Annotated in this window: 18 protein-coding genes; 12 read left to right on the top strand and 6 right to left on the bottom strand. The window is 72.2% G+C overall.

The window, feature by feature from the left end:
* Nucleotides 1–124 precede the first annotated feature (124 nt).
* Entirely contained in the window at nt 125–646 is a 522-nt protein-coding gene (locus ACH4ZX_RS34195; protein ID WP_398281526.1) for a TetR family transcriptional regulator, read from the bottom strand.
* A gap of 471 nt (nt 647–1,117) precedes the next feature.
* Here ACH4ZX_RS34195 and ACH4ZX_RS34190 point away from each other — a divergent pair, with 471 nt between their 5' ends.
* A complete protein-coding gene (locus ACH4ZX_RS34190) occupies nt 1,118–2,626 on the top strand; it encodes an FAD-dependent monooxygenase (protein WP_398281511.1) in 1,509 nt (502 codons plus the stop codon).
* Between the two features lie 60 nt (nt 2,627–2,686).
* Here the strand turns inward: ACH4ZX_RS34190 and ACH4ZX_RS34185 are convergent, their stop codons facing one another.
* Nucleotides 2,687–3,196 (bottom strand): MarR family winged helix-turn-helix transcriptional regulator, encoded by a 510-nt coding sequence (locus tag ACH4ZX_RS34185; protein WP_398281508.1) that lies wholly within the window; start codon nt 3,194–3,196, stop codon nt 2,687–2,689.
* Nucleotides 3,197–3,303: 107 nt separating this feature from the next.
* Here ACH4ZX_RS34185 and ACH4ZX_RS34180 point away from each other — a divergent pair, with 107 nt between their 5' ends.
* A complete protein-coding gene (locus tag ACH4ZX_RS34180; RefSeq protein ID WP_398281505.1) occupies nt 3,304–4,425 on the top strand; it encodes an EamA family transporter in 1,122 nt (373 codons plus the stop codon).
* 178 nt (nt 4,426–4,603) lie between these two features.
* Here ACH4ZX_RS34180 and pepN read toward each other — a convergent pair whose 3' ends face one another.
* Nucleotides 4,604–7,171: an aminopeptidase N gene (gene pepN, locus ACH4ZX_RS34175; RefSeq protein WP_398281502.1), complete on the bottom strand. Its 2,568-nt coding sequence runs from the start codon at nt 7,169–7,171 to the stop codon at nt 4,604–4,606.
* 101 nt (nt 7,172–7,272) lie between these two features.
* On the opposite strand from pepN, the gene ACH4ZX_RS34170 reads away from it, so the two are divergent.
* Together ACH4ZX_RS34170 and ACH4ZX_RS34165 are read left to right on the top strand one after the other, a co-directional pair.
* On the top strand, nt 7,273–7,503 hold the full coding sequence (locus tag ACH4ZX_RS34170; RefSeq protein ID WP_398281499.1) for a ribbon-helix-helix domain-containing protein: 231 nt from the start codon (nt 7,273–7,275) through the stop codon (nt 7,501–7,503).
* Nucleotides 7,490–7,837, top strand: a complete 348-nt coding sequence (locus tag ACH4ZX_RS34165; RefSeq protein WP_398281496.1) for a type II toxin-antitoxin system PemK/MazF family toxin — start codon at nt 7,490–7,492, stop codon at nt 7,835–7,837. The genes ACH4ZX_RS34170 and ACH4ZX_RS34165 overlap by 14 nt, the downstream gene beginning before the upstream one ends.
* Before the next feature lie 98 nt (nt 7,838–7,935).
* Here ACH4ZX_RS34165 and ACH4ZX_RS34160 read toward each other — a convergent pair whose 3' ends face one another.
* A complete protein-coding gene (locus tag ACH4ZX_RS34160) occupies nt 7,936–8,955 on the bottom strand; it encodes an aspartate-semialdehyde dehydrogenase (RefSeq protein WP_360759438.1) in 1,020 nt (339 codons plus the stop codon).
* Between the two features lie 310 nt (nt 8,956–9,265).
* Between ACH4ZX_RS34160 and ACH4ZX_RS34155 the strand changes: the two genes are divergently transcribed.
* The 4 genes from ACH4ZX_RS34155 to ACH4ZX_RS34140 all read left to right on the top strand — a co-directional run bounded on the left by ACH4ZX_RS34155 (nt 9,266) and on the right by ACH4ZX_RS34140 (nt 11,530).
* A complete protein-coding gene (locus ACH4ZX_RS34155) occupies nt 9,266–9,787 on the top strand; it encodes an RNA polymerase sigma factor (protein ID WP_398281492.1) in 522 nt (173 codons plus the stop codon).
* A 1-nt stretch (nt 9,788) separates the two neighbouring features.
* Nucleotides 9,789–10,613 (top strand): hypothetical protein, encoded by an 825-nt coding sequence (locus tag ACH4ZX_RS34150; RefSeq protein ID WP_398281489.1) that lies wholly within the window; start codon nt 9,789–9,791, stop codon nt 10,611–10,613.
* Between the two features lie 72 nt (nt 10,614–10,685).
* Entirely contained in the window at nt 10,686–10,874 is a 189-nt protein-coding gene (locus ACH4ZX_RS34145; protein WP_398281486.1) for a hypothetical protein, read from the top strand.
* Nucleotides 10,871–11,530 (top strand): hypothetical protein, encoded by a 660-nt coding sequence (locus ACH4ZX_RS34140; RefSeq protein WP_398281483.1) that lies wholly within the window; start codon nt 10,871–10,873, stop codon nt 11,528–11,530. The genes ACH4ZX_RS34145 and ACH4ZX_RS34140 overlap by 4 nt, the downstream gene beginning before the upstream one ends.
* Nucleotides 11,531–11,595: 65 nt before the next feature.
* On the opposite strand, the gene ACH4ZX_RS34135 is transcribed toward ACH4ZX_RS34140, so the two are convergent.
* Nucleotides 11,596–14,898, bottom strand: a complete 3,303-nt coding sequence (locus tag ACH4ZX_RS34135) for a S8 family serine peptidase (RefSeq protein WP_398281480.1) — start codon at nt 14,896–14,898, stop codon at nt 11,596–11,598.
* A gap of 214 nt (nt 14,899–15,112) precedes the next feature.
* Complete coding sequence (locus tag ACH4ZX_RS34130) at nt 15,113–15,658, bottom strand: CGNR zinc finger domain-containing protein (RefSeq protein ID WP_398281477.1); 546 nt, start codon at nt 15,656–15,658, stop codon at nt 15,113–15,115.
* A 117-nt stretch (nt 15,659–15,775) separates the two neighbouring features.
* Here ACH4ZX_RS34130 and ACH4ZX_RS34125 point away from each other — a divergent pair, with 117 nt between their 5' ends.
* From ACH4ZX_RS34125 to ACH4ZX_RS34110, 4 genes are all read left to right on the top strand, one after another.
* Nucleotides 15,776–16,219, top strand: a complete 444-nt coding sequence (locus tag ACH4ZX_RS34125) for a VOC family protein (RefSeq protein WP_398281474.1) — start codon at nt 15,776–15,778, stop codon at nt 16,217–16,219.
* A gap of 2 nt (nt 16,220–16,221) precedes the next feature.
* A complete protein-coding gene (locus tag ACH4ZX_RS34120; RefSeq protein ID WP_398281471.1) occupies nt 16,222–17,109 on the top strand; it encodes a pyridoxamine 5'-phosphate oxidase family protein in 888 nt (295 codons plus the stop codon).
* A gap of 9 nt (nt 17,110–17,118) precedes the next feature.
* Entirely contained in the window at nt 17,119–17,586 is a 468-nt protein-coding gene (locus ACH4ZX_RS34115; RefSeq protein WP_398281468.1) for an NUDIX hydrolase, read from the top strand.
* Between the two features lie 209 nt (nt 17,587–17,795).
* A complete protein-coding gene (locus tag ACH4ZX_RS34110; protein WP_398281465.1) occupies nt 17,796–19,559 on the top strand; it encodes a TIGR03767 family metallophosphoesterase in 1,764 nt (587 codons plus the stop codon).
* Nucleotides 19,560–19,623 lie beyond the last annotated feature (64 nt).

The following is a 19,623-nucleotide window of genomic DNA, read 5'->3' as shown; positions in this document are numbered from 1 at the left end:
CAAGAGGGTGTTCAGATCTTGCGTCACAACATGATCTTGAACACCCTCTGTTCACGCCTGATCGTCAGCCCAGGACATAGGACTTACTCGTCTAGTCACTGATGCCCGGTCACGGGATGTCCGGTCACGGGTGGGGCGCGGTCAGGTAGCGCTGGACCGTGGGGGCCAGCCACGCCACGATCTCCTCGCGGGTCAGTTCCACGGCCGACGGCAGCCGCAGCACGTAACGGGTCAGCGCCAGCCCGAGCAGCTGCGTCGCACCGAGCGCCGCCCGCGCCGGGACCTGCTCGGGGTCCGGGCACACCTGGCGGGCGACCGGCAGCAGCTGCTCCCGGAAGATGCCCTGCATCCGCTCGGCCCCCGCCTGCCCGGCCGCGCCCACCCGGAGCAGGGCGGTGAGCTCCTCGTTCGCCTCCCACAGTTCGAGGAAGTGGGTCACCAGCGCCCGGCCGACCTCCTCGCGGGGCAGGAAGCCGAGGTCGGGCAGTTTCAGGTCGACGGAGACGGCCGCCGCGAACAGGCCCTCTTTGGTGCCGTAGTAGCGCATCACCATCGACGGGTCGATGCGCGCGTCCTTGGCGATGGCGCGGATGGTGGCCCGTTCGTAGCCGTCGGCCGCGAAGCGCTCGCGGGCCGCGGCGAGGATCGCCTCGCGGGTGGCGTCGGAACGGCGGCGGGTGCGGGGGACTTGCGGGGCCTGTGAGGCATGGGCGGCATGGGCGGCGTGGGCGGTGTGGGCGGTGTCGCTGTCGCCGCCCGGGCCGTTGCCGCCCAGGTGGTTGCCGCCCGGGCCGTTGCCGCCCGGGCCGTTGCCGCCCGGGCCGTTGCCGCCCGGGCCGTTGCCGTCCGGGCCGTGCTCGCCGGCTTTCGCGGTGTTCGTGGTCTTCCTGGTGCTCGCGGTGCTTGTGGTGCTCCTGGTGTTCGAGGTGCTGCTGCTCCCGTTCATGCCCACGAGCGTATGCCAACACCCGTTTGCCAACAAGTGTTGACCTCGATTCGCGGGTACCCGTATCGTCGTCAACGAGCGTTGGCCAACAAGCGTTGGGCAACGGTTGTTGGCCAACAGGCGTTGGCCCACGACTGTTGAGCCCATAGGCGTAGGCATCAGGAGGGCACCATGAACGGCACCGCCACCCCCCGGAACGGCACCGCCACCCACGAGAACGGCCCCGCCGCTCCCGTGATCGTCGTCGGCTCAGGGCCCACCGGCCTGCTGCTGGCGGGCGACCTCGCCACCGCCGGCGTCCCGGTCACCGTCCTCGAGAAGCGGCCGCACCACATCAGCAACCTCTCCCGCGCCTTCATCCTGCACGCCCGCACCCTCGAGCAGCTCGACGCCCGCGCCCTCGCCGACGAGCTGGAGGCGGTCGGCCGCCCGCTGGACCACCTCCGCCTCTTCACCCACCTCGCCGTCGACCTCGCCGCTCTCCCCAGCCGCTTCAACCACATCCTCGTCATCCCGCAGTACGAGGTGGAGAAGGTCCTGGAGCGGCGCGCGGTCGAGGCGGGGGTGGAGTTCCGCCACGAGACCGAGGTGACCGGGATCGCGCAGGACGCGGACGGCGTGAGCGTCGAGGTCCGCGGTCCCGGGGGAGCGGCGGAGACGCTGCGGGCCGCGTACGTCGTCGGCGCCGACGGCATGCGCAGCATCGTGCGGCAGGCGGTCGGGCTGCCCTTCCCCGGCCGCTCCGTGATCCGTTCCGTCGTCCTCGCCGACGTGCGGCTGGCCGAGCCGCCCGAGACGCTGCTGACCGTCAACGCCGTCGGTGACGCCTTCGCCTTCCTCGCGCCCTTCGGCGACGGCTACCACCGCGTGATCGGCTGGCGCCGCGGCCACGACATCCCCGAGGACGCGCCCCTCGGTCTCGACGAGATCAAGGAGATCACCCGTCTCGCCCTCGGCACCGACTACGGCATGCACGACGCCCGCTGGATGTCCCGCTTCCACAGCGACGAACGCCAGGCGCCCGCCTACCGCGTGGGCCGGGTCTTCCTCGCCGGGGACGCCGCCCACGTCCACACCCCGGCCGGCGGCCAGGGCATGAACACCGGGCTGCAGGACGCGGCCAACCTGAGCTGGAAGCTGGCCGCCGTGGCGCAGGGCCACGCGGACCCGGCCCTGCTCGACACCTACCAGGCCGAACGCCACCCCGTCGGCAAGTCGGTCCTGCGCAGCAGCGGCGGCCTGATCCGCCTCGCCATGGCGAACCGGCCCTGGACACGGGCGGCGCGGGCGGCGCTGACCACGTGCCTCAACACCGTCGCCCCGGCCGGCCAGGCGCTCGCCGCCCAGGTCGCCGGCATCGGCTACCGCTACCCCGCCCCGCGCGGCGCCCACCGGCTGGCCGGCACCCGCGTCCCGGACGTCGCCCTGCAGGGCGGCCGCCTCTACGAGGCCCTGCGCGGCGGCCGGTTCGTGCTGATCACCCCGGAGATCTACGAGGGCGACGGCGCCCGCAAGGACCGGCTCGCGGTGGAACGCTGGGCGAGCGACCGCCGTACGACGGTGCTGGTGCGCCCCGACGGGTACGTGGCCTGGGCCGCGGACGAGGCGGACGCCCGGACGATCGAGAACGCGCTCGCCGCGCACGTGGGGGCGCCCGGACTCGCGGCGCACGTGGGCTGACGTACTGACCGGGCTTCCCGCGCCCGTACTGACCGGGCTTCCCGCGCCCGACCGCTACTGCTACTGCGGGCCGGGCGTCCCGGCGAGCAACTTCCTCAGCAGGCCGGCCAGTTGGCCGGCCTGTTCGGCGTCCAGGAGAGTGGACAGGGCCTCCCTCTGAATGGCGAGGCCCGCGCCGACGGCCTCGTCGATGAGCCGCAGTCCCTTGTCGGTCAGGGTCACCTGCAGGCCCCGGCGGTCGTGCGGGTCGGGGGAGCGGCGCAGCAGGCCGGCGCGTTCCAGTTTGTCGAGCCGGCCCGTCATGCCGCCCGTGGTGAGCATCAGCGTCTCCGAGAGGCGGCGGGGCGAGAGGGTGTAGGGCTCGCCGGACCGGCGCAGGGTGGCGAGGACGTCGAACTCGCCGCGGGAGATGCCGTAGGGGGCGTAGGCCTTCTCCACCCGGTCGCCCATGGCGCGGGAGATGCGGTAGATCCGCCCGAAGACCTCCATCGCGGTGGTGTCGAGGTCGGGGCGGACCTGCGCCCACTGTTCGATGATCGCGTCCACGGCGTCCCTGGGCTCTGCGTTCATGCGGTGAGTATCCGCCCCGCTACCGGTCGGCCGCAAGAAAGTGGCTTGACGAAAAGTAGCTTAGGGCTAAGCTACTTGCAACCAAGCTAATTGAGAGGGGTCCTGCCATGGGACGCTCCCTGACGTCGGCGACGTCCCCGACATCCGCGGGGTCCGCGAGATCCGCGACATCCACGACCGCGCTGCTCACCGCCCTGGCCCCCATCTCCTGGGGCACCACCTACGCCGTCACCACCGAGCTGCTGCCACCGGACCGCCCCCTGTTCGTCGCCCTGGTCCGGGCCCTGCCCGCCGGTCTGCTGCTGCTCGCCCTGGCCCGGGTGCTGCCCCGCGGCGCCTGGTGGTGGCGGTCGGCCGTGCTCGGTGCGCTGAACATCGGGGTGTTCTTCCCGCTGCTGTTCCTGTCGGCGTACCGGCTGCCGGGCGGGCTGGCGGCGGTCGTCGGCTCGGTCGGGCCGCTGTTCGTGGTCGGGCTGTCGGCGCCGTTGCTGGGGCAGCGGCCGTCGGCGCGCTCGGTGCTGACCGGGGTCGTGGCCGCCTTCGGGGTCAGCCTGGTCGTGCTGAGGGCGGCCGGGGCGCTCGACCCCGTCGGCGTGCTGGCCGCGCTCGCCTCCACCGCGTCGATGTCCACCGGCACGGTGCTGACCAAGAAGTGGGGCCGCCCGGCCGGCGTGGGCCCGCTGGCGCTCACCGGCTGGCAGCTGACCGCCGGCGGCCTGCTCATCGCCCCGCTCGCGCTGCTGGTCGAAGGCCCGCCGCCGGCCCTGGACGCCGGTGCGGTGGGCGGCTGCCTCTACCTCGCGCTCGCCAACACCGCCGTCGCCTACTGGCTGTGGTTCCGCGGCATCGGCCGGCTCACCGCCACCCAGGTCACCTTCCTCGGCCCGCTGTCCCCGCTGACGGCCGCGGTGGTCGGCTGGGCCGCCCTGGGCCAGACGCTGACCCCGCTCCAGCTGACGGGCATGGCGCTGGCGCTCGGAGCGACGATGGCGGGACAACTCGCCCCGCGCACGACCGCGAGGCAACCCGCCCCGCGCACGACCGCGAGGCAACCCGCCCCGCGCACGGCCGGAGGACGCGGCCGCCGCCCGAACCCCACCGGACCGGGCCGTCACGGCGACCCGGTGAACGGAACCGGCACGGACGGGAGCGGCGTGAACGAGACCGGCACGGACGCAACCGGCGCGCCGCACCTGACCCCCGCCGCCGGCGCACGGCCTACTCCTTGAAGTAGCGCCCCTCCGGTCACCGGCAGGCCCAGGTGGCGGCCGATCACACCGACGGTCTCGGCGGAGGCGACCCGCACCGCACAAGCCGCCGGCGGGGCGCCCGCTGCCGGGCGCCCCGCCGCAACGGGGGATCGAGCCGCGTCTACCGCGTGTGCCGCGTCTGCCGCGTGTGCCGCGTCTACCGCGCGTCCGCCGCCTGCGCCTTCAGCGCGCGCTCCACGCCCGAGCGGGACTCGGAGACCAGGCGCCGCAGGGCCGCGACCGGCTCGGCGGAGGCCAGCCAGGCGTCCGTCCGGTCCAGGGTGTCCTGGGACACCTGGATCGACGGGTACAGCCCGACCACGATCTGCTGTGCCATCTCGTGCGAGCGCGACTCCCAGATGCCCTTGACCACCTCGAAGTACTTCGCGGTGTACGGCGCCAGCAGCTCGCGCTGGTCCGTCTGCACGAAGCCGCCGATGACCGCCTCCTGCACGGCGTTGGGCAGCTTGTCGGACTCCACGACCGACGCCCAGGCCTCCGCCTTCGCCTCCGGGGTCGGGCGGGCGGCGCGGGAGGCCGCCGCGTGGCGCTCGCCGGCGGCCGTCTTGTCCCGCTCGTACTCCGCCCCGATCTCCGCCTCGTCGAAACGGCCGACGGCGGCGAGCCGCTCCACGAACGCCCACCGCAGTTCGGTGTCGACGACCAGGCCCTCGATCGTCTGCGAGCCGTCCAGCAGGGCCTCCAGCAGGTCCAGCTGCTCCGGCGTGCGGGCCGTCGCCGCGAACGCGCGCGCCCACGCCAGCTGGTGGTCGCCGCCCGGCGCGGCCGACCGCAGGTGGGCCAGCGTGGCGTCGGTCCAGCGGGTCAGCAGCGCCTCACGGGCGGCCGGGTCGGCGTACAGGTCGATCGCCAGCTTCACCTGGCGCTGCAGCGACTGCACGACGCCGATGTCGGACTCCTTGCCGATGCCGGACAGCACCAGCGACAGGTAGTCGCGGGTGGCCAGCTCCGCGTCCCGGGTCATGTCCCAGGCCGACGCCCAGCACAGGGCGCGCGGGAGGGAGGACTCGAAGTCGCCGAGGTGCTCGGTGACGAACGCCAGCGACTGCTCGTCCAGGCGGACCTTGGCGTACGACAGGTCGTCGTCGTTGAGCAGCACGACGTCCGGGCGGCGCCGGCCGGTCAGCTGCGGCACGGCGGTCAGCTCGCCGTCGACGTCCAGCTCGACGCGGTCCGTGCGCACCAGCTTGCCGTTCGCGGCGTCGCGGTCGTACAGGCCGATCGCGATGCGGTGCGGGCGCAGGGTCGGCTCGCCCTTGGCGCCGGCGGGCAGCGCGGGGGCCTCCTGGCGGATCGCGAAGGACGTGATGACGCCCTCGCCGTCCGTCTCGATCTCGGGACGCAGGACGTTGATGCCCGCCGTCTCCAGCCACGCCTTCGACCAGGCCTTCAGGTCGCGCCCGGAGGTCTCCTCCAGCGCGCCGAGCAGGTCGGACAGGCGGGTGTTGCCGAAGGCGTGCGCCTTGAAGTACGCCTGCACGCCCCGGAAGAACTCGTCCATGCCGACGTACGCCACCAGCTGCTTCAGGACGCTGGCGCCCTTGGCGTAGGTGATGCCGTCGAAGTTGACGAGCACGTCGTCCAGGTCGCGGATGTCCGCCATGATCGGGTGCGTGGAGGGCAGTTGGTCCTGCCGGTACGCCCACGTCTTCATGGAGTTGGCGAACGTCGTCCAGGAGTGCGGCCAGCGCGACTCGGGGTGGTGCGCCTGGCAGGCGATGGAGGTGTAGGTGGCGAACGACTCGTTCAGCCACAGGTCGTTCCACCACTCCATGGTGACCAGGTCGCCGAACCACATGTGGGCCAGCTCGTGCAGGATCGTCTCCGCGCGCACCTCGTACGCGGCGTCGGTGACCTTGGAGCGGAAGACGTACTGGTCCCGGATGGTGACCGCGCCCGCGTTCTCCATCGCGCCCGCGTTGAACTCCGGCACGAACAGCTGGTCGTACTTCTTGAACGGGTAGGCGTAGTCGAACTTCTCCTGGAACCAGTCGAAGCCCTGCCGGGTCACCTCGAAGATCGCGTCCGAGTCGAGGAACTCGGCGAGCGAGGGACGGCAGTAGACACCGAGCGGGACGGACACGCCGTCCTTCTCGTACACGCTGTGGACGCTGTGGTACGGGCCGACGATCAGCGCCGTGATGTACGTCGAGATCCGCGGCGTCGGCTCGAATACCCAGACGTCGTCCTTCGGCTCGGGCGTCGGGGAGTTGGAGACGACGGTCCAGCCGGTCGGCGCCTTCACGGTGAACTGGAAGGTGGCCTTCAGGTCGGGCTGCTCGAACGACGCGAACACCCGGCGGGCGTCCGGCACCTCGAACTGGGTGTACAGGTACGCCTGGTCGTCGACCGGGTCGACGAACCGGTGCAGACCCTCACCGGTGTTGGTGTACGCGCAGTCGGCCACCACCCGCAGGACGTTGGGCCCCTGCAGCAGACCGGGCAGCGCGATCCGGGAATCCCGGAAGACCTCCGCCGGGTCGAGCGCGTCCCCGTTGAGGGTCACCTCGTGGACCGTCGGGGCCACCAGGTCGATGAAGGACTCGGCACCGGATTCGGCGACGCCGAAGCGCACCGTGGTCACGGACCTGTAGGTGCCGCCCTCCTGCGCGCCGGTGAGATCGAGATCGATCTCGTACGAGTCAACGGTGAGCAGCTTCGCCCGCTGCTGCGCCTCTTCGCGAGTCAGGTTTGTGCCAGGCACGCGGTCATCTCCTCGTTATGTGTGGGTTCGGTCATCCTTCCATGAGGCACGCCCGGACGTGGGGTAGCCAACCTGATACTACCGAAGGTAGCATCGATGGTATGAAGATCAGTGTGAGTCTGCCCCAGGAGGATGTCGCCTTCGTCGACGAGTACGCGGCCAGAACGGAAGCCGAATCGCGGTCGGCCGTGATACACGCCGCCATTGAATTGCTGAGGGCCGCTCAGCTGGAGGCTGAGTACACGGAGGCCTTCGCCGAGGGGGACTCGGGCGAGGACGCCGAGTTCTGGGACGGGTTCAGCGGAGACGGGCTCACTGATGAGGCGCGGTGACATCTACCTGGTCGACTACGAGCCCGTACGCGGCAGCGGGGTCGACAAGGCGCGCCCCTCGATCATCGTGTCCAACGACGGAGCCAATCAGGCGGTCGAACGCCACGGCCGAGGCGTGATCACCGTAGTGCCGCTGACGTCCAACACCACGCGGGTCCTGTCGTTCCAGGTATTCCTCAGCGCGGCCGAGTGCCACCTGCCGAAGGACTCGAAGGCCCAGTGCGAGCAGGTGCGGGCCGTTGCTCAGGACCGGATCCTCCGGCGGCTGGGTGCGGTGCCACGACAGCGGATGATGGAGATCGACGCCGCGCTCCGGCGGCACCTGGGGCTCTGAGGGCGAGGACGGCGAAGGGGCGGTCACCGGCTCCGGTGACCGCCCCTGCCGCGTACCGCGTACGGGGCATCTCGTACGCGGTACCTCGTACGTGCGTGTTACTTGCCGCTCAGCTCCGCCGCCACCAGCTCCGCGATCTGCACCGCGTTCAGGGCCGCGCCCTTGCGCAGGTTGTCGTTGGAGATGAACAGCGCCAGACCGTTGTCCACCGTCTCGTCGCGGCGGATGCGGCCGACGTAGGAGGGGTCCTTGCCGGCCGCCTGCAGCGGGGTCGGGATGTCCGACAGCTCCACGCCGGGGGCGCCGGCCAGCAGCTCCGTCGCGCGCTCCGGGGAGATCGGGCGGGCGAAGCGGGCGTTGACCTGGAGGGAGTGGCCGGTGAAGACCGGGACGCGCACGCAGGTGCCGGAGACCTTCAGGTCCGGGATCTCCAGGATCTTGCGGGACTCGTTGCGCAGCTTCTGCTCCTCGTCGGTCTCGTTCAGACCGTCGTCGACGAGGTTGCCCGCGAAGGGCAGCACGTTGAAGGCGATGGGCCGCTTGTAGACCTGCGGCTCGGGGAAGTCGGCCGCCTCGCCGTCGTGGGTGAGCTTGTCGGCGTCGGCGACGACCTTCTGCGTCTGCCCGTGCAGCTCGGCCACGCCCGCCAGGCCCGAGCCGGACACGGCCTGGTAGGTGGCGACCACGAGCGCCTCCAGGCCGGCCTCCTGGTGCAGCACCTTCAGCACCGGCATCGCGGCCATGGTGGTGCAGTTCGGGTTGGCGATGATGCCCTTGGGGCGGTTCGCGATCGCGTGCGGGTTCACCTCGGAGACCACCAGGGGCACCTCCGGGTCCTTGCGCCAGGCGGAGGAGTTGTCGATCACGACCGGGCCCTGCGAGGCGACCTTCTCGGCCAGCGCCTTCGAGGTGGCGCCGCCGGCGGAGAACAGCACGATGTCGAGCCCGGTGTAGTCAGCGGTCGCCGCGTCCTCCACGGTCACCCCGTCCAGCTCGGTCCCGGCCGAACGGGCCGAGGCGAACAGCCGCAGCTCCGTGACGGGGAAGTCGCGCTCCGCGAGGATCCTGCGCATGACCGTGCCGACCTGACCGGTGGCTCCGACGATTCCGACCCTCACTGCGGCTCCCTACTACGTGTTCCTGCGCGTGTGCGGCCCTTCCATCATGCGGCCGACCCTGACCTGCCTGTCCAATTCTTTGCGCGCCATGCCCGAGGAGTGGGACGCCCGCCGGTGACCCGCGGCTGTGGAACTCCCGCCCACACCCCCGCTGAGCTGCAGAAATTCGCCCCCGGACGGTAGTCGGCCGCAAGCTGTGCGGCCCGCTCGCCGTGGTGTGACGTACACCTCTGAACGATTTCCCGGACTTCGGGCGAACGTTTCCGCCCGCCCCGGCGTCGTAGGGGAAACGCGGTGAGGGGGGTGGCTTGTGCTGCGCAGAAAGGCCCGCCGGGCCCAGGAGGACGACGATCCCCTGGACGCGGCGCAGGAACGCAGGGTGCGGGCGGTGCTCGCGCTGGGCGGAGTGCCGCAGACGGACCTGCCGGACGGGGTGCAGCAGGTCCGTCTGCGGCTGCTGGAGCGGGCCGCGAGCGGCAAGGAGGCGCCGCGCGACGTGTCCGCGTGGGCGGCCGTCGTCGCCTCCAACCTGGCCATGGACTGGCACCGGGCCAAACGCCGCCAGGAGCGGATCGGCGAGCGTCTCGCCTCCCTGCGCCAGCCGGAACACCTCTCCGGCGAGGACACCCGCGTGCTCTCCCTCGCCGTCGCCCGGGGCCTCGACGAACTGCCCGACGCCCAGCGCCAGGTCCTCGTCCTGCGCTTCTACGCCGACCTGCCGGTCCGCTCGATCGCCGACGAGCTCGGCGTCCCGGAGGGCACGGTCAAGAGCCGGCTGCACACCGCGGTCCGGGCCCTGCGCGCCCGCCTGCACGAGGACGAGGTGGTGTGACATGACCGCCGGACACGACAGCTACGCCGGAAAAGACGGCTCCGAAAGCTACGACGGACACGAGGGCTACGACGGCTACGACGGACACGACGGACACGACGGCTACGACGGCTACGACGGCTACGACGGCTACGACGCCCTGATGGCCGCGATCACCGGCGAGGACCTGCCCGACGCAGCCCGCGCGGACGCCGCCTTCCTGGCCGACCACCGCAGGGCCGAGGCGGACGTGACGCTGCTGCGGCAGCAACTCCGCCTGATCGGCGAGGCGCTGGCCGAGCCCTCCGCACCCGCCGGGATCCCCGCGCCCGCACGCCCACGGCCACCACGCACCCGGCGCCGGGTGCGCGCGTTCGCCTTCGGCGCGCTGGCCGCGGCCGCCGTCGCGACCGTGCTGACGGGCATGGGCTGGCTGGTCGCGCAGGGCGAGTCCGGCGTGAGCTCGGACGCGCGCGGCGGAAACGCGAAGGCCGCTCCCGACGCCGGCTCCCCCCTGGCCGATCCCGGCTACCTCGCCTGCGCCCGCCTGGTCGCCGAGGGCGAGGTCACCGGCGTGGAGCAGCTCTCCGCAGGCGCCGGCCAGGAGCGGATCGTCCTGCACGTGAACCGCTCGTACAAGCCGGAGAAGACGAAGCGGGAGATCACCTTCCTGCTCGACGAGGGCATGGTGCAAAAGGGCCTCCACAAGGGCGACCGCGTCCTGGTGGCACTCCCGCGGCACTCGGCCACCCCGGACCAGGTGCTCGTCGGGGAGCAGGCCATCGCCCGCGAACGCCCCGTGCTCACCCGAGCCCTGTCCGCGTCGCGCGAGATCGCCTGCGAGTGACCGGTCGAACGATCGGTGCGGCTCCCACGTCATAGGTGAAACACGACGAGGGAGAACAGAGGGAGAACACCGTTGCCGATCAGGAGACCGCGGCGGGCGAAGGCGAAGGCGGAGGCGGATCCGCTGGATGCGGCGCAGGCCGACCGGGTCCGCGCCGTCCTGGCCCTCGGCGGGGTCGCCGTGGGGCTCGACGCCCCGCCCGCCGCGCAGCGGCAGGTGCCGGTCCTGCGCGAGCGGCTGCACGTGGAAGAGGCGGTATGAGGGTGGAGAAGGACGACGAGCTGATGGCGCTCCTGCTGGGCGAACCCTCGAGCGCACCGCCGGGGGACCCGGCGGACCGGCACGCGGCCGCGGGACGCGACATGACGGCGGCGCCCACCCCGGTGCGCGGGCGGCGCCCCGGGCGTCGGGGCCTGTTCGTCCTCGCGGCGTGCGCGGCCGTCGCGCTGCTGGGTACGGGCACGGCGTACCTCGTGGCCCACAACGGGGCCGTGGACGGCGGGTCCGACGCCTTGCTCACCTACGAGGGGCTCATCGCCTGCTCCGGCAGCGTCGTGGAGGGCACGGTGGAGCGGGTCGAGCCCGCGGGCGGCGGCGACCGGTACCGGATCGTGCTGGACGTGGACCGCTGGTACAAGCCGGCGAGCGGCGAGCGGCGGCTGGCCTTCACCGACGAGGGGGCGAACGTCCCGTCCTACTACCGGACCGGGGTGCGCATGCTCGTCCTGGTGTCGAGCCTGCCCGGGGAGGGACCCGAGAGCTACCGCGCGGGCGATCCGCCCTACGGCGAGGGCGAGGGCGAGGGCGAGCGCGAGGGCCGTGCCGGGGCCGCCCGCGACGCCCTGGAGGAAGGACGGCTGCGTGTCGAGCGGGCGCTGCCGGCAGCCGGCGGCCTCCAGTGCGACGGCGCCGGATGACCGCGCACACGACGAGGGGCGGGCGCCCGTACGGACGCCCGCCCCCTTGGCCGAATCCGGCGGTGTTACGGCGTGACCTTCTCGATGGCCACGTTGCCGAGACCGGCGACCGTGCCGTTCGCGTTCACCAGCTGGACCTGGCCGAAGAACTCGCGGCCCTCCGGAGCGGCCGCCGCGGCGGTGACGTTCGCGGAGACGGTCGCCGAGGCGCCCGTGCCGAGCTGCACGGCGGCCGGGTCACCGACGGTGACGGTGCCGAGCGAGGAGGAGAAGAACACGTCCCGGTAGTCGTACCCGGTCGAGCCGGACGGGACCGAGTAGCCCGCGACCTCGATGGTGTACGTGCCGGCGGCGGGCGAGGCGATCGAGACCGACTCCTCCGAGTCGCCGTCGGCGGACTGGGCGACCTGCGTGCCGTTCGCGTCGTAGACCGTCAGGTCGAGGTCGGCGGCCGCGTCCGAGACGTTGCCGATGGCGACGTCCAGGGACTTGGCGCCCTCGGGGACCTCGACCGTGGTGGTCTGGGTCTCGCCCTCCGCGATCGTCGGGCGGGCGGTCTTGGACGAGCCGAGCGGGCCGCCGACCAGCTTGCCGTCGATGGCGGCGAGCTGGTTCGTCACCTTCCAGGAGACGGCGGCCGGGGTGCCGACCTTGGCCTCCGGCACGGTCACGGTCTCCGGGTCGAAGGCCGCGCCGTAGACGGCGACGTCGAGCTTGTAGGGGTTGTCGAGCAGCGGCGAGGTGCGGCGCGACTCGACCTCGATCTCCCAGACGCCGGGCTGCGGGTCGGCGTACGCGCGCACGTCGGGCTTGCAGCCGTTGCCGTCGAGGTAGTTGTTGTAGCAGAACGGCGTCGAGGTGGTGTCGACCGGCGTGCCGTACGGGTGGATCGCGATGAACCGGGTCTGGCTCTTGTCCTTCAGGCCGCCGATCGCGACCTCGAGGGACTTGGCGCCCTCCGGCACGGTCACGAAGTACGACTGCGAGCTGTTGCGCTGCACGGTGCCCGCGGCGGAGAAGGTGTACTTCACCGGCGCCGAGACGACGACCGTGGTGAGGATCTGCTCGTCGGTCCCCTCGGTCTTCGGGTCGTCGACCTCGAGGATCGCGCTCTTGATGCCCGCGGACCGCGGCGCGGCCTGCACCTTGACGGTCACCGGCTGGTTCAGCGGCAGCTTCACCTCGTCGGAGCCGACGATCCGGAAGGTGCCACCGGCGTTGTTGGCGAGGCTCAGCTCGTGCCGCACGGCCCGGTCGGGGCCGGAGGTGCGGGTGACGGTGACGTCGTACGTCTTCTTCTGGCCCGCCTTCAGGCCGCCCTCGCGGTCGTACAGGCCGGTGCCGTAGCCCGGCGTCTTCAGGAACTGGTCGATCGCGGTGTCGACCGGCGCCTTGACGGTGTAGTCGTGCGCGGTGGCGCCGTCCCTGATGGCGTCCCAGGCGTCGACGATGTCGATGCGGCCCGCGCCCTCCTCGTAGGCCTGGACGCCCCTGATGTGGTGGGCCGTCGAGGTCAGCGCGGTGCGCAGGGTGGCCGGCGTCAGGGCCATGCCCTTCTGCTTGGCGGCGCTCAGCAGCAGCGCGCTCGCACCGGCGGCCTGCGGGGACGCCATGGACGTGCCCTGCAGCATCGAGTAGCCGGCCGGCAGCGAGTAGCCCGCCTCGGCGACCGGGGAGCCCGGCAGCCAGGTCTGGGTGGTGTTGATCGAGGCGCCCGGGGCGACCAGGGTCGGCGTGAAGCCGCCGTCCTCACGCGGGCCGCGCGAGGAGAACGGCATCATGGCGTACTTCTTCTCCACGCCCGAGCCGTAGTTGGACGCCCAGGTCGCCCTGGAGATGCCGGCGCCGACGGAGATCACCTTGTCGGCCAGGCCGGGGTCGCCGATGGTGTTGGCGCCGGGGCCGGAGTTGCCGGCCGAGATGACCAGCTGCACGCCGTAGGTGTCGATGAGCCGCGTGTACAGCTCGGCGCGGGCGTTGTTGCCGTCGTTGAGCGCCGGCAGGCCGCCGATCGACATGTTGACGATGTCGACGCCGCGGTTGACGACGAGGTCGATCATGCCCTCGGTGAGCGCGACGTTGGTGCAGCCGCCGCTCCAGGTGCAGGCACGGGAGGAGACGATCTTCGCGCCCGGCGCCGCGCCGTTCATCTCGCCGCCGAACAGGCCGTTGGCGGAGGTGATGCCGGCGACGTGCGTGCCGTGCTCGGACTCGATGACGCCGATGTTGACGAAGTCGACCTTCTTGCCGACCCAGTCGCCGCCGTAGGGGTCCATCGGCACGTCCTTGCGGATCTGCACGACGAACGGCTGGCGCTCCACGACGTCGGTGGACGGGTCGTCGGTGCCGAAGTACCCGACCTGGAAACCGTCCTTGTACGGCTTCATCGGCGTGTCGTCGCTGAAGTCGTTGTTGTTGTTGAGGTCGACGCGCACCGTGCCGGCGGCGGCGTCGTACAGCACGCCCCAGCTGTCGGTGGTGTCGCCGTCCCGGTTGGCGTCGCCCTTGGCGTCGCCGCCCGCGGTGACGGACTCACGGAACAGGCTGACCTGGTACGACCCGGCGGGTGCCGTCCAGGACTTGCCGCCGTAGGTGAAGCTCGGGCCGGACACCGAGGTGACCATCGGACGCCAGGTGGCGTCGCTGTCGACGATCGGGTCGGTCGCGGTCACCCAGTCGACGATCTTCCGCTCGCCGGTGGTGGTCTTCTGCAGGGCCGGGTGGCCGAGGTCGACGCCGGAGTCGAGGATGCCGATGGTGACCCCGCGGCCGTCCGCCTTCGGGTGGTCCTGCACGAAGTCGACGGCACCCGTCTCGAAGGACGGGTTGTACGGGTTCTTCGCGGGGGTGTTCTTGTCCGGCGCCGGGTAACTCTCGGCCGTCGTGACCGACTTGGCGGTGCCGGTGGCGCTCGGGTCGTCGAGCGGGATCTCGTCGCGCAGGTCGATGCCGTGCACGGAGGAGAGCTTGGCGGCGGCGGCGATGGCCGCGTCCGCCTTGGCGGTGGGGACCGTGGCGCGGACGTAGCCGAGCTTGTCGTAGGTCCGGCCCACCGAGCCGCCCTTGACCGCGTCCAGTTCCCCGGCGACCTGCTCGGTCTTGCCGGGCGCGGTGGCGATCATCATCGTGACGTTCTTGTCGCCGGCGGCCTTGGCCGCGGCGAGCAGGTCCGCGTCGTCCGAACCCAGCTTGGCGTTCGCGGACTTGACGGTGCCGTCCGACGGCGCGGCGGCGGCCGGGGCGTCGGCGGAGAAGGCCATGGGTATCGGCCCCGCGGCGGAGAGCGCGGTGACGAGACCGGCGGCCACGGCGACGCGCGCCACGCGTCTCGCGCCCGATATCGGATCGCGCTGGGGGGTGTGGGTCATCGGCATCCCTTGTAGGTAAAGGAACGAGCTGGGTACGACCGGGCCGATCGGCCCTGGCCGCGGCAGTCCGGAAGGCAATCCCGGACGATCGCTCAGCTTTACGTAAACACCAGTTGTTTGGGGAGTGTTGACCGAAACGATATGGATGTATGGGGAAAACCCCCGATGCCTTTCAGGGTGAAATGCCCTCAAATGTGATGAAGTGGGCGGCGTTTCAGGCGTTCTTCGAACGGGCGTAGTGGCGCGAAGCCTTCGCCCGGTTCCCGCAGGCGGCCATCGAGCACCAGCGGCGGGTGCCGTTGCGCGAGGTGTCGAAGAAGTGCAGGACGCACGACTCGTGGGCGCAGGAGCGGATCCGGTCGGGCGCGGTGGCCAGCAGTTCAAGGTAGTTGCGGGCCGCGAGCCAGGCCGGTCCCCACGAGGGGTCGGCGAACTCGGGCAGTACTCGGGGCCCGTCGGCGGTGAGCGACGCCCGGATCCGTCCGTGCGCGAGGACGGTGTCCACCGCCGCGGCGCCCTCCCGCAGTGACCCGTCCACGGCCCTCTTCAGTGCGTCACGGGCCTGCAGGACGTGGCGCAGTGTGGCGGGGTCGGGGGTGTGTCCGCCGCCCAGGCCCGCGGAGTCGAGCCACACGGCGAGGCCGTCGGTGTCGGTGAGCAGGTCCTGGACTGCCCCCTCCCGTATCCACCGCGTGTTCAGCAGGTCGAGCGCGAGCGGCTCGCCGGTGAGCGGACGCGGGTCCCGGGCGGCGGCGGACATGGGGCGCTCCTTCCGTGCAAACCGCTCAAGCGTACGTGACCGGTTGACACGCTCGAAATCTAACCACTAAATTCATTTTCAACGGTTACAGCAGGACGCGGTCGAAAGGGACCAGCCATGACCTTGCGCACCGGCCACATCGGCCTGAACGTCACCGACATCGACCGCTCGCTCGCCTTCTACCGGGACGTCCTGGGCTTCGTCCCCGTCGGCGAGGGCAAGGAAGAGGGCAGGCGGTACGCGTTCCTCGGCGACGGCGAGCAGCTCGTGCTCACGCTGTGGCAGCAGGCCGACGGCGGCTACGACGCCACCCGCGCCGGCCTGCACCACCTGGCGCTGGAGGCCGACTCGGTCGAGCGCGTCCGGGAGTACGAGGAGGCCCTGCGCGCCTACGGCGCCGATTTCGCGTACGAGGGCGTGGTGGCCCACAGTGAGGGCGCGGCGTCCGGTGGGATCTTCTTCCACGACCCGGACGGCACGCGGCTGGAGATCTCGGTGCCGAGCGGCGCGGAGGGCCTGCCCGCACCGAACGATGCGGCCCCGACCTGCGGGTTCTTCTAGCCATGGGCGTGTATCACGAGGGCTCGCGGGCCCTGCAGGACCGGGCCGGGGTGCGCGAGACGGCCGACCACGTGGGCCGGGCGGTGGGGCAGGGGATCAAGTCGGTGGCGGCGGCCTTCCTGGAGCTGCAGCCCCTGCTGGTCGTCGGCGCCGCCGACCCGGAGACGGGCCGCGTCTGGGCGTCGCCGCTCACCGGGCCGCCCGGCTTCGTCCGGGCGACCGGGCCGGACCGGATGTCGGTGAGGGGCGGCGTGCCGCCGGCCGACCCGCTGGCCCGGGCGCTCACCGGGGAAGGCGCCTACGTGGGCACCATCGCCCTCGACCCGCGTACCCGCCGCCGCATGCGCCTCAACGGGCAACTCCGGTCCACACCGAGGGGGTTCAGCGTGCGGGCCGAACAGGTCTTCGCCAACTGCCCCAAGTACATCCAGCGCAGGCAGTCCTACGAGGTGCTCCCCGGCCGCAGGCCGCGCCCGTCCCGCCGGGGCGACGAACTGACGTGCGCACAGGCGGAGTTCATCGCCTCCTCGGACACCTTCTTCCTCGCCACCGTGCACGGGGACGGCGCCGACGCCAGCCACCGGGGCGGCAACCCCGGCTTCGTACGCGTCGATTCGCCCCGCGAGCTGAGCTGGCCGGACTATCCCGGCAACGCGATGTTCCTGTCCCTGGGCAACCTCGCCTCCGATCCCCGGGCCGGGGCGCTGTTCCTGGACTGGACGTCGGGCACGACGCTGCAACTGACGGGCGAGGCAAGGACGGAGTTCGGGGCGGACGGGGAGCGCCGGGTCCGCATGACGGTCACCGGGACCATCGAGACGCCGTCGGCGGTGCCGTTGCGCTGGTCGCCGCCCGAATACTCGCCTGCCAATCCCTCCCCGACGGGCTAACGTCCCGGTGTGCGCGAGACGTTGCGGGTGGCGGCCTACGCCATGTGCGTTCGGGACGGACAACTGCTGCTGGCCCGCTGGATCAACGGGGACGGCGAGCCGGAGTGGACGCTGCCCGGCGGCGGCATGGAGCACGGCGAGCATCCCGGCGACACCGTGCTGCGGGAGGTGGAGGAGGAGACCGGCTACCACGTCGAGGTGACCGGCCTGCTCGGCGTCGATTCCTCCCGCCGCGGCATCCCGCGCCGCTTCCGGCGCACCGCCGACCACCACGCCCTGCGGCTGTTCTACGAGGCGCGGATCACCGGCGGGCGACTGCGCCACGAGGTCGGCGGCTCGACGGACATGGCGGCCTGGCACGCGCTGGAGGAGGTGCCCGGCCTGACCCGGGTCCCGATGGTCGACCTGGGACTGCGGCTGCTGCGCGAGCGGCCGGTCACCGGACGCCTGGACGAGGTCGGCTACCCCGGCGGATGAACACGGCGTGACCGGCTCCCGGCCGTCCGGGGAGCGCTCGTGGGCGCGCGGGGTGGCCCGAGATCCACGTCCGGTGATCGGCGTCGCGCGTTGCCGTCTCGTTCACGCGCAGGCCATTCCCGGTGCCAAGCATCCAGAGCGAGCGGGACGTTCGCGGCAGCGAGCGCCCGCGAACCTGTCGACGCGTTCGCACCCGGGGAGATCGCGCCATGTCGCGCACACGCTCTGTCGCCGCCCTCACGCCGGGCGTCAACCGCCGTACCGTCCTCGCCGCCGGCGGCGCCGCGGCCGTCTCCGCGGGCGTCGGCCACGCCCTGCGGCCCACCGACAGCCAGGCCGCCACCGTCGGCGCCGCCACCGACGCCACCCGCGTCGTGGCCCAGTCCCGCACGGCCCCGGCGGCGCCCCTCGCCCCCTACACCAAGGGCACCACCCTCGCCTCCGTCGCCACCCCGCGCACCGGCTCCGGCTACCGCCGCCTCGGCGACGGCCCCGGCTGGGCCCGCGTGGTCCGCGGCGAACTCGCCGCCCCGAAGTCCGGCCGGGCCGGCCGCCGCACCGCGCTCGCTGCCTTCGTGCAGCTCACCGACCTGCACCTGACCGACACCCAGCACCCGATGCGCCTGGAGTACCTGCGCGCCGCCGACCCGCACGCCTGGCGCCCGCAGGAGGCGCTCACCGTGCAGGGCGCGATCGCGCTGGTGGAACGGATCAACGCGCTGCGCGGCGCGCCGGTCACCGGCTCCCCGCTGCACTTCGCCATGACCACCGGCGACAACACCGACAACAACGCCAAGTCCGAGCTGGAGTGGTTCCTGACGGTCATGAGCGGCGGCCGGATCACCCCGGACTCCGGCGATCCGCGCCACTACGAGGGCGTGCAGAACAGCGGCCTGAAGCAGTACTGGCAGCCCGACTCCACCGTCCGCGACGCCGACAAGCAGCTCGGCTTCCCGCACCTGGACGGCTTCCTCGCCGCCGCCGTCCGCGAGGTCCGCAGCCCCGGCCTCAACCTGCCCTGGTACTCCACCGTCGGCAACCACGACGCCATGCCGCTGGGCTGCTACGGCCACGGCGACTCCTGGCTCGCCGAGTACGCCGTCGGCGGGAAGAAGCTGATGAGCCTGCCCGCGGCCGAGGCCAGGAAGCTCAAGAGCGCGATCAGGAACGGCTCCGACCCCAGGGGCACCGCCTTCCGCGACCTGCTCAAGGCCCACGCCCGAGACATGCGCTCCGTCACGCCGGACGAACGGCGCGCCCCCTACACCCCCGCCGACTACCTCGAGGCCCACCTCGACCCCGCCCACCGCGGCCCCGGCCCGGTCGGCCACGGCTACTCCACCGCCAACCTCGCGGCGGGCACCCAGTACTACGCCTTCCGCATCGCCGACGACGTCGTCGGCATCAGCCTCGACACCACCGACCCGGGCGGCCACTACGAAGGGTCCGTCGGAAGCGCCCAGCTGAGGTGGCTGGACCGGCAGCTGCGCGACAACAAGGACTCCTACGTCGTCGTCTTCAGCCACCACACCAGCAGGACGATGACGAACACCGGCGTCGCCGACCCCGCCCGCCCCGGCGAACGCCGCCACGGCGGTCAGGAGGTCCTCGCCCTCCTCGGCAGTCACCGCAACGTCCTGGCCTGGGTGAACGGCCACATCCACCGCAACGAGATCACCCCGCACTCGGCCCCCGACGGCCGCTCCTTCTGGGAGATCTCCACCGCCTCCCACGTGGACCACCCCCAGCTCGCCCGCGTCATCGAGATCGCCGACAACAAGGACGGCACCCTGTCGCTGTTCACCACCCTCGTGGAGTCCTCCGCCCCGCACCGCACGGACTTCGCCGACCTCTCCCAGACGGGCCTGGCCGCCCTGTACCGGGAGCTGTCCTACAACGCCCCCGGCGCCGGCCTGACGCTGGGCGGCGACCCGAACGACCGCAACACCGAACTGGTCCTGCGCAAGGCCTGAACACGCGCACGGGGGAGGGGCCGCCGACGGCCCGGCGGCCACTCCGGAACGACCCGGCGACGGG

The organism is Streptomyces sp. NPDC020490, from assembly GCF_044335305.1.
GTDB lineage: Bacteria > Actinomycetota > Actinomycetes > Streptomycetales > Streptomycetaceae > Streptomyces.
This window is presented reverse-complemented; position numbering and strand designations above follow the sequence as displayed.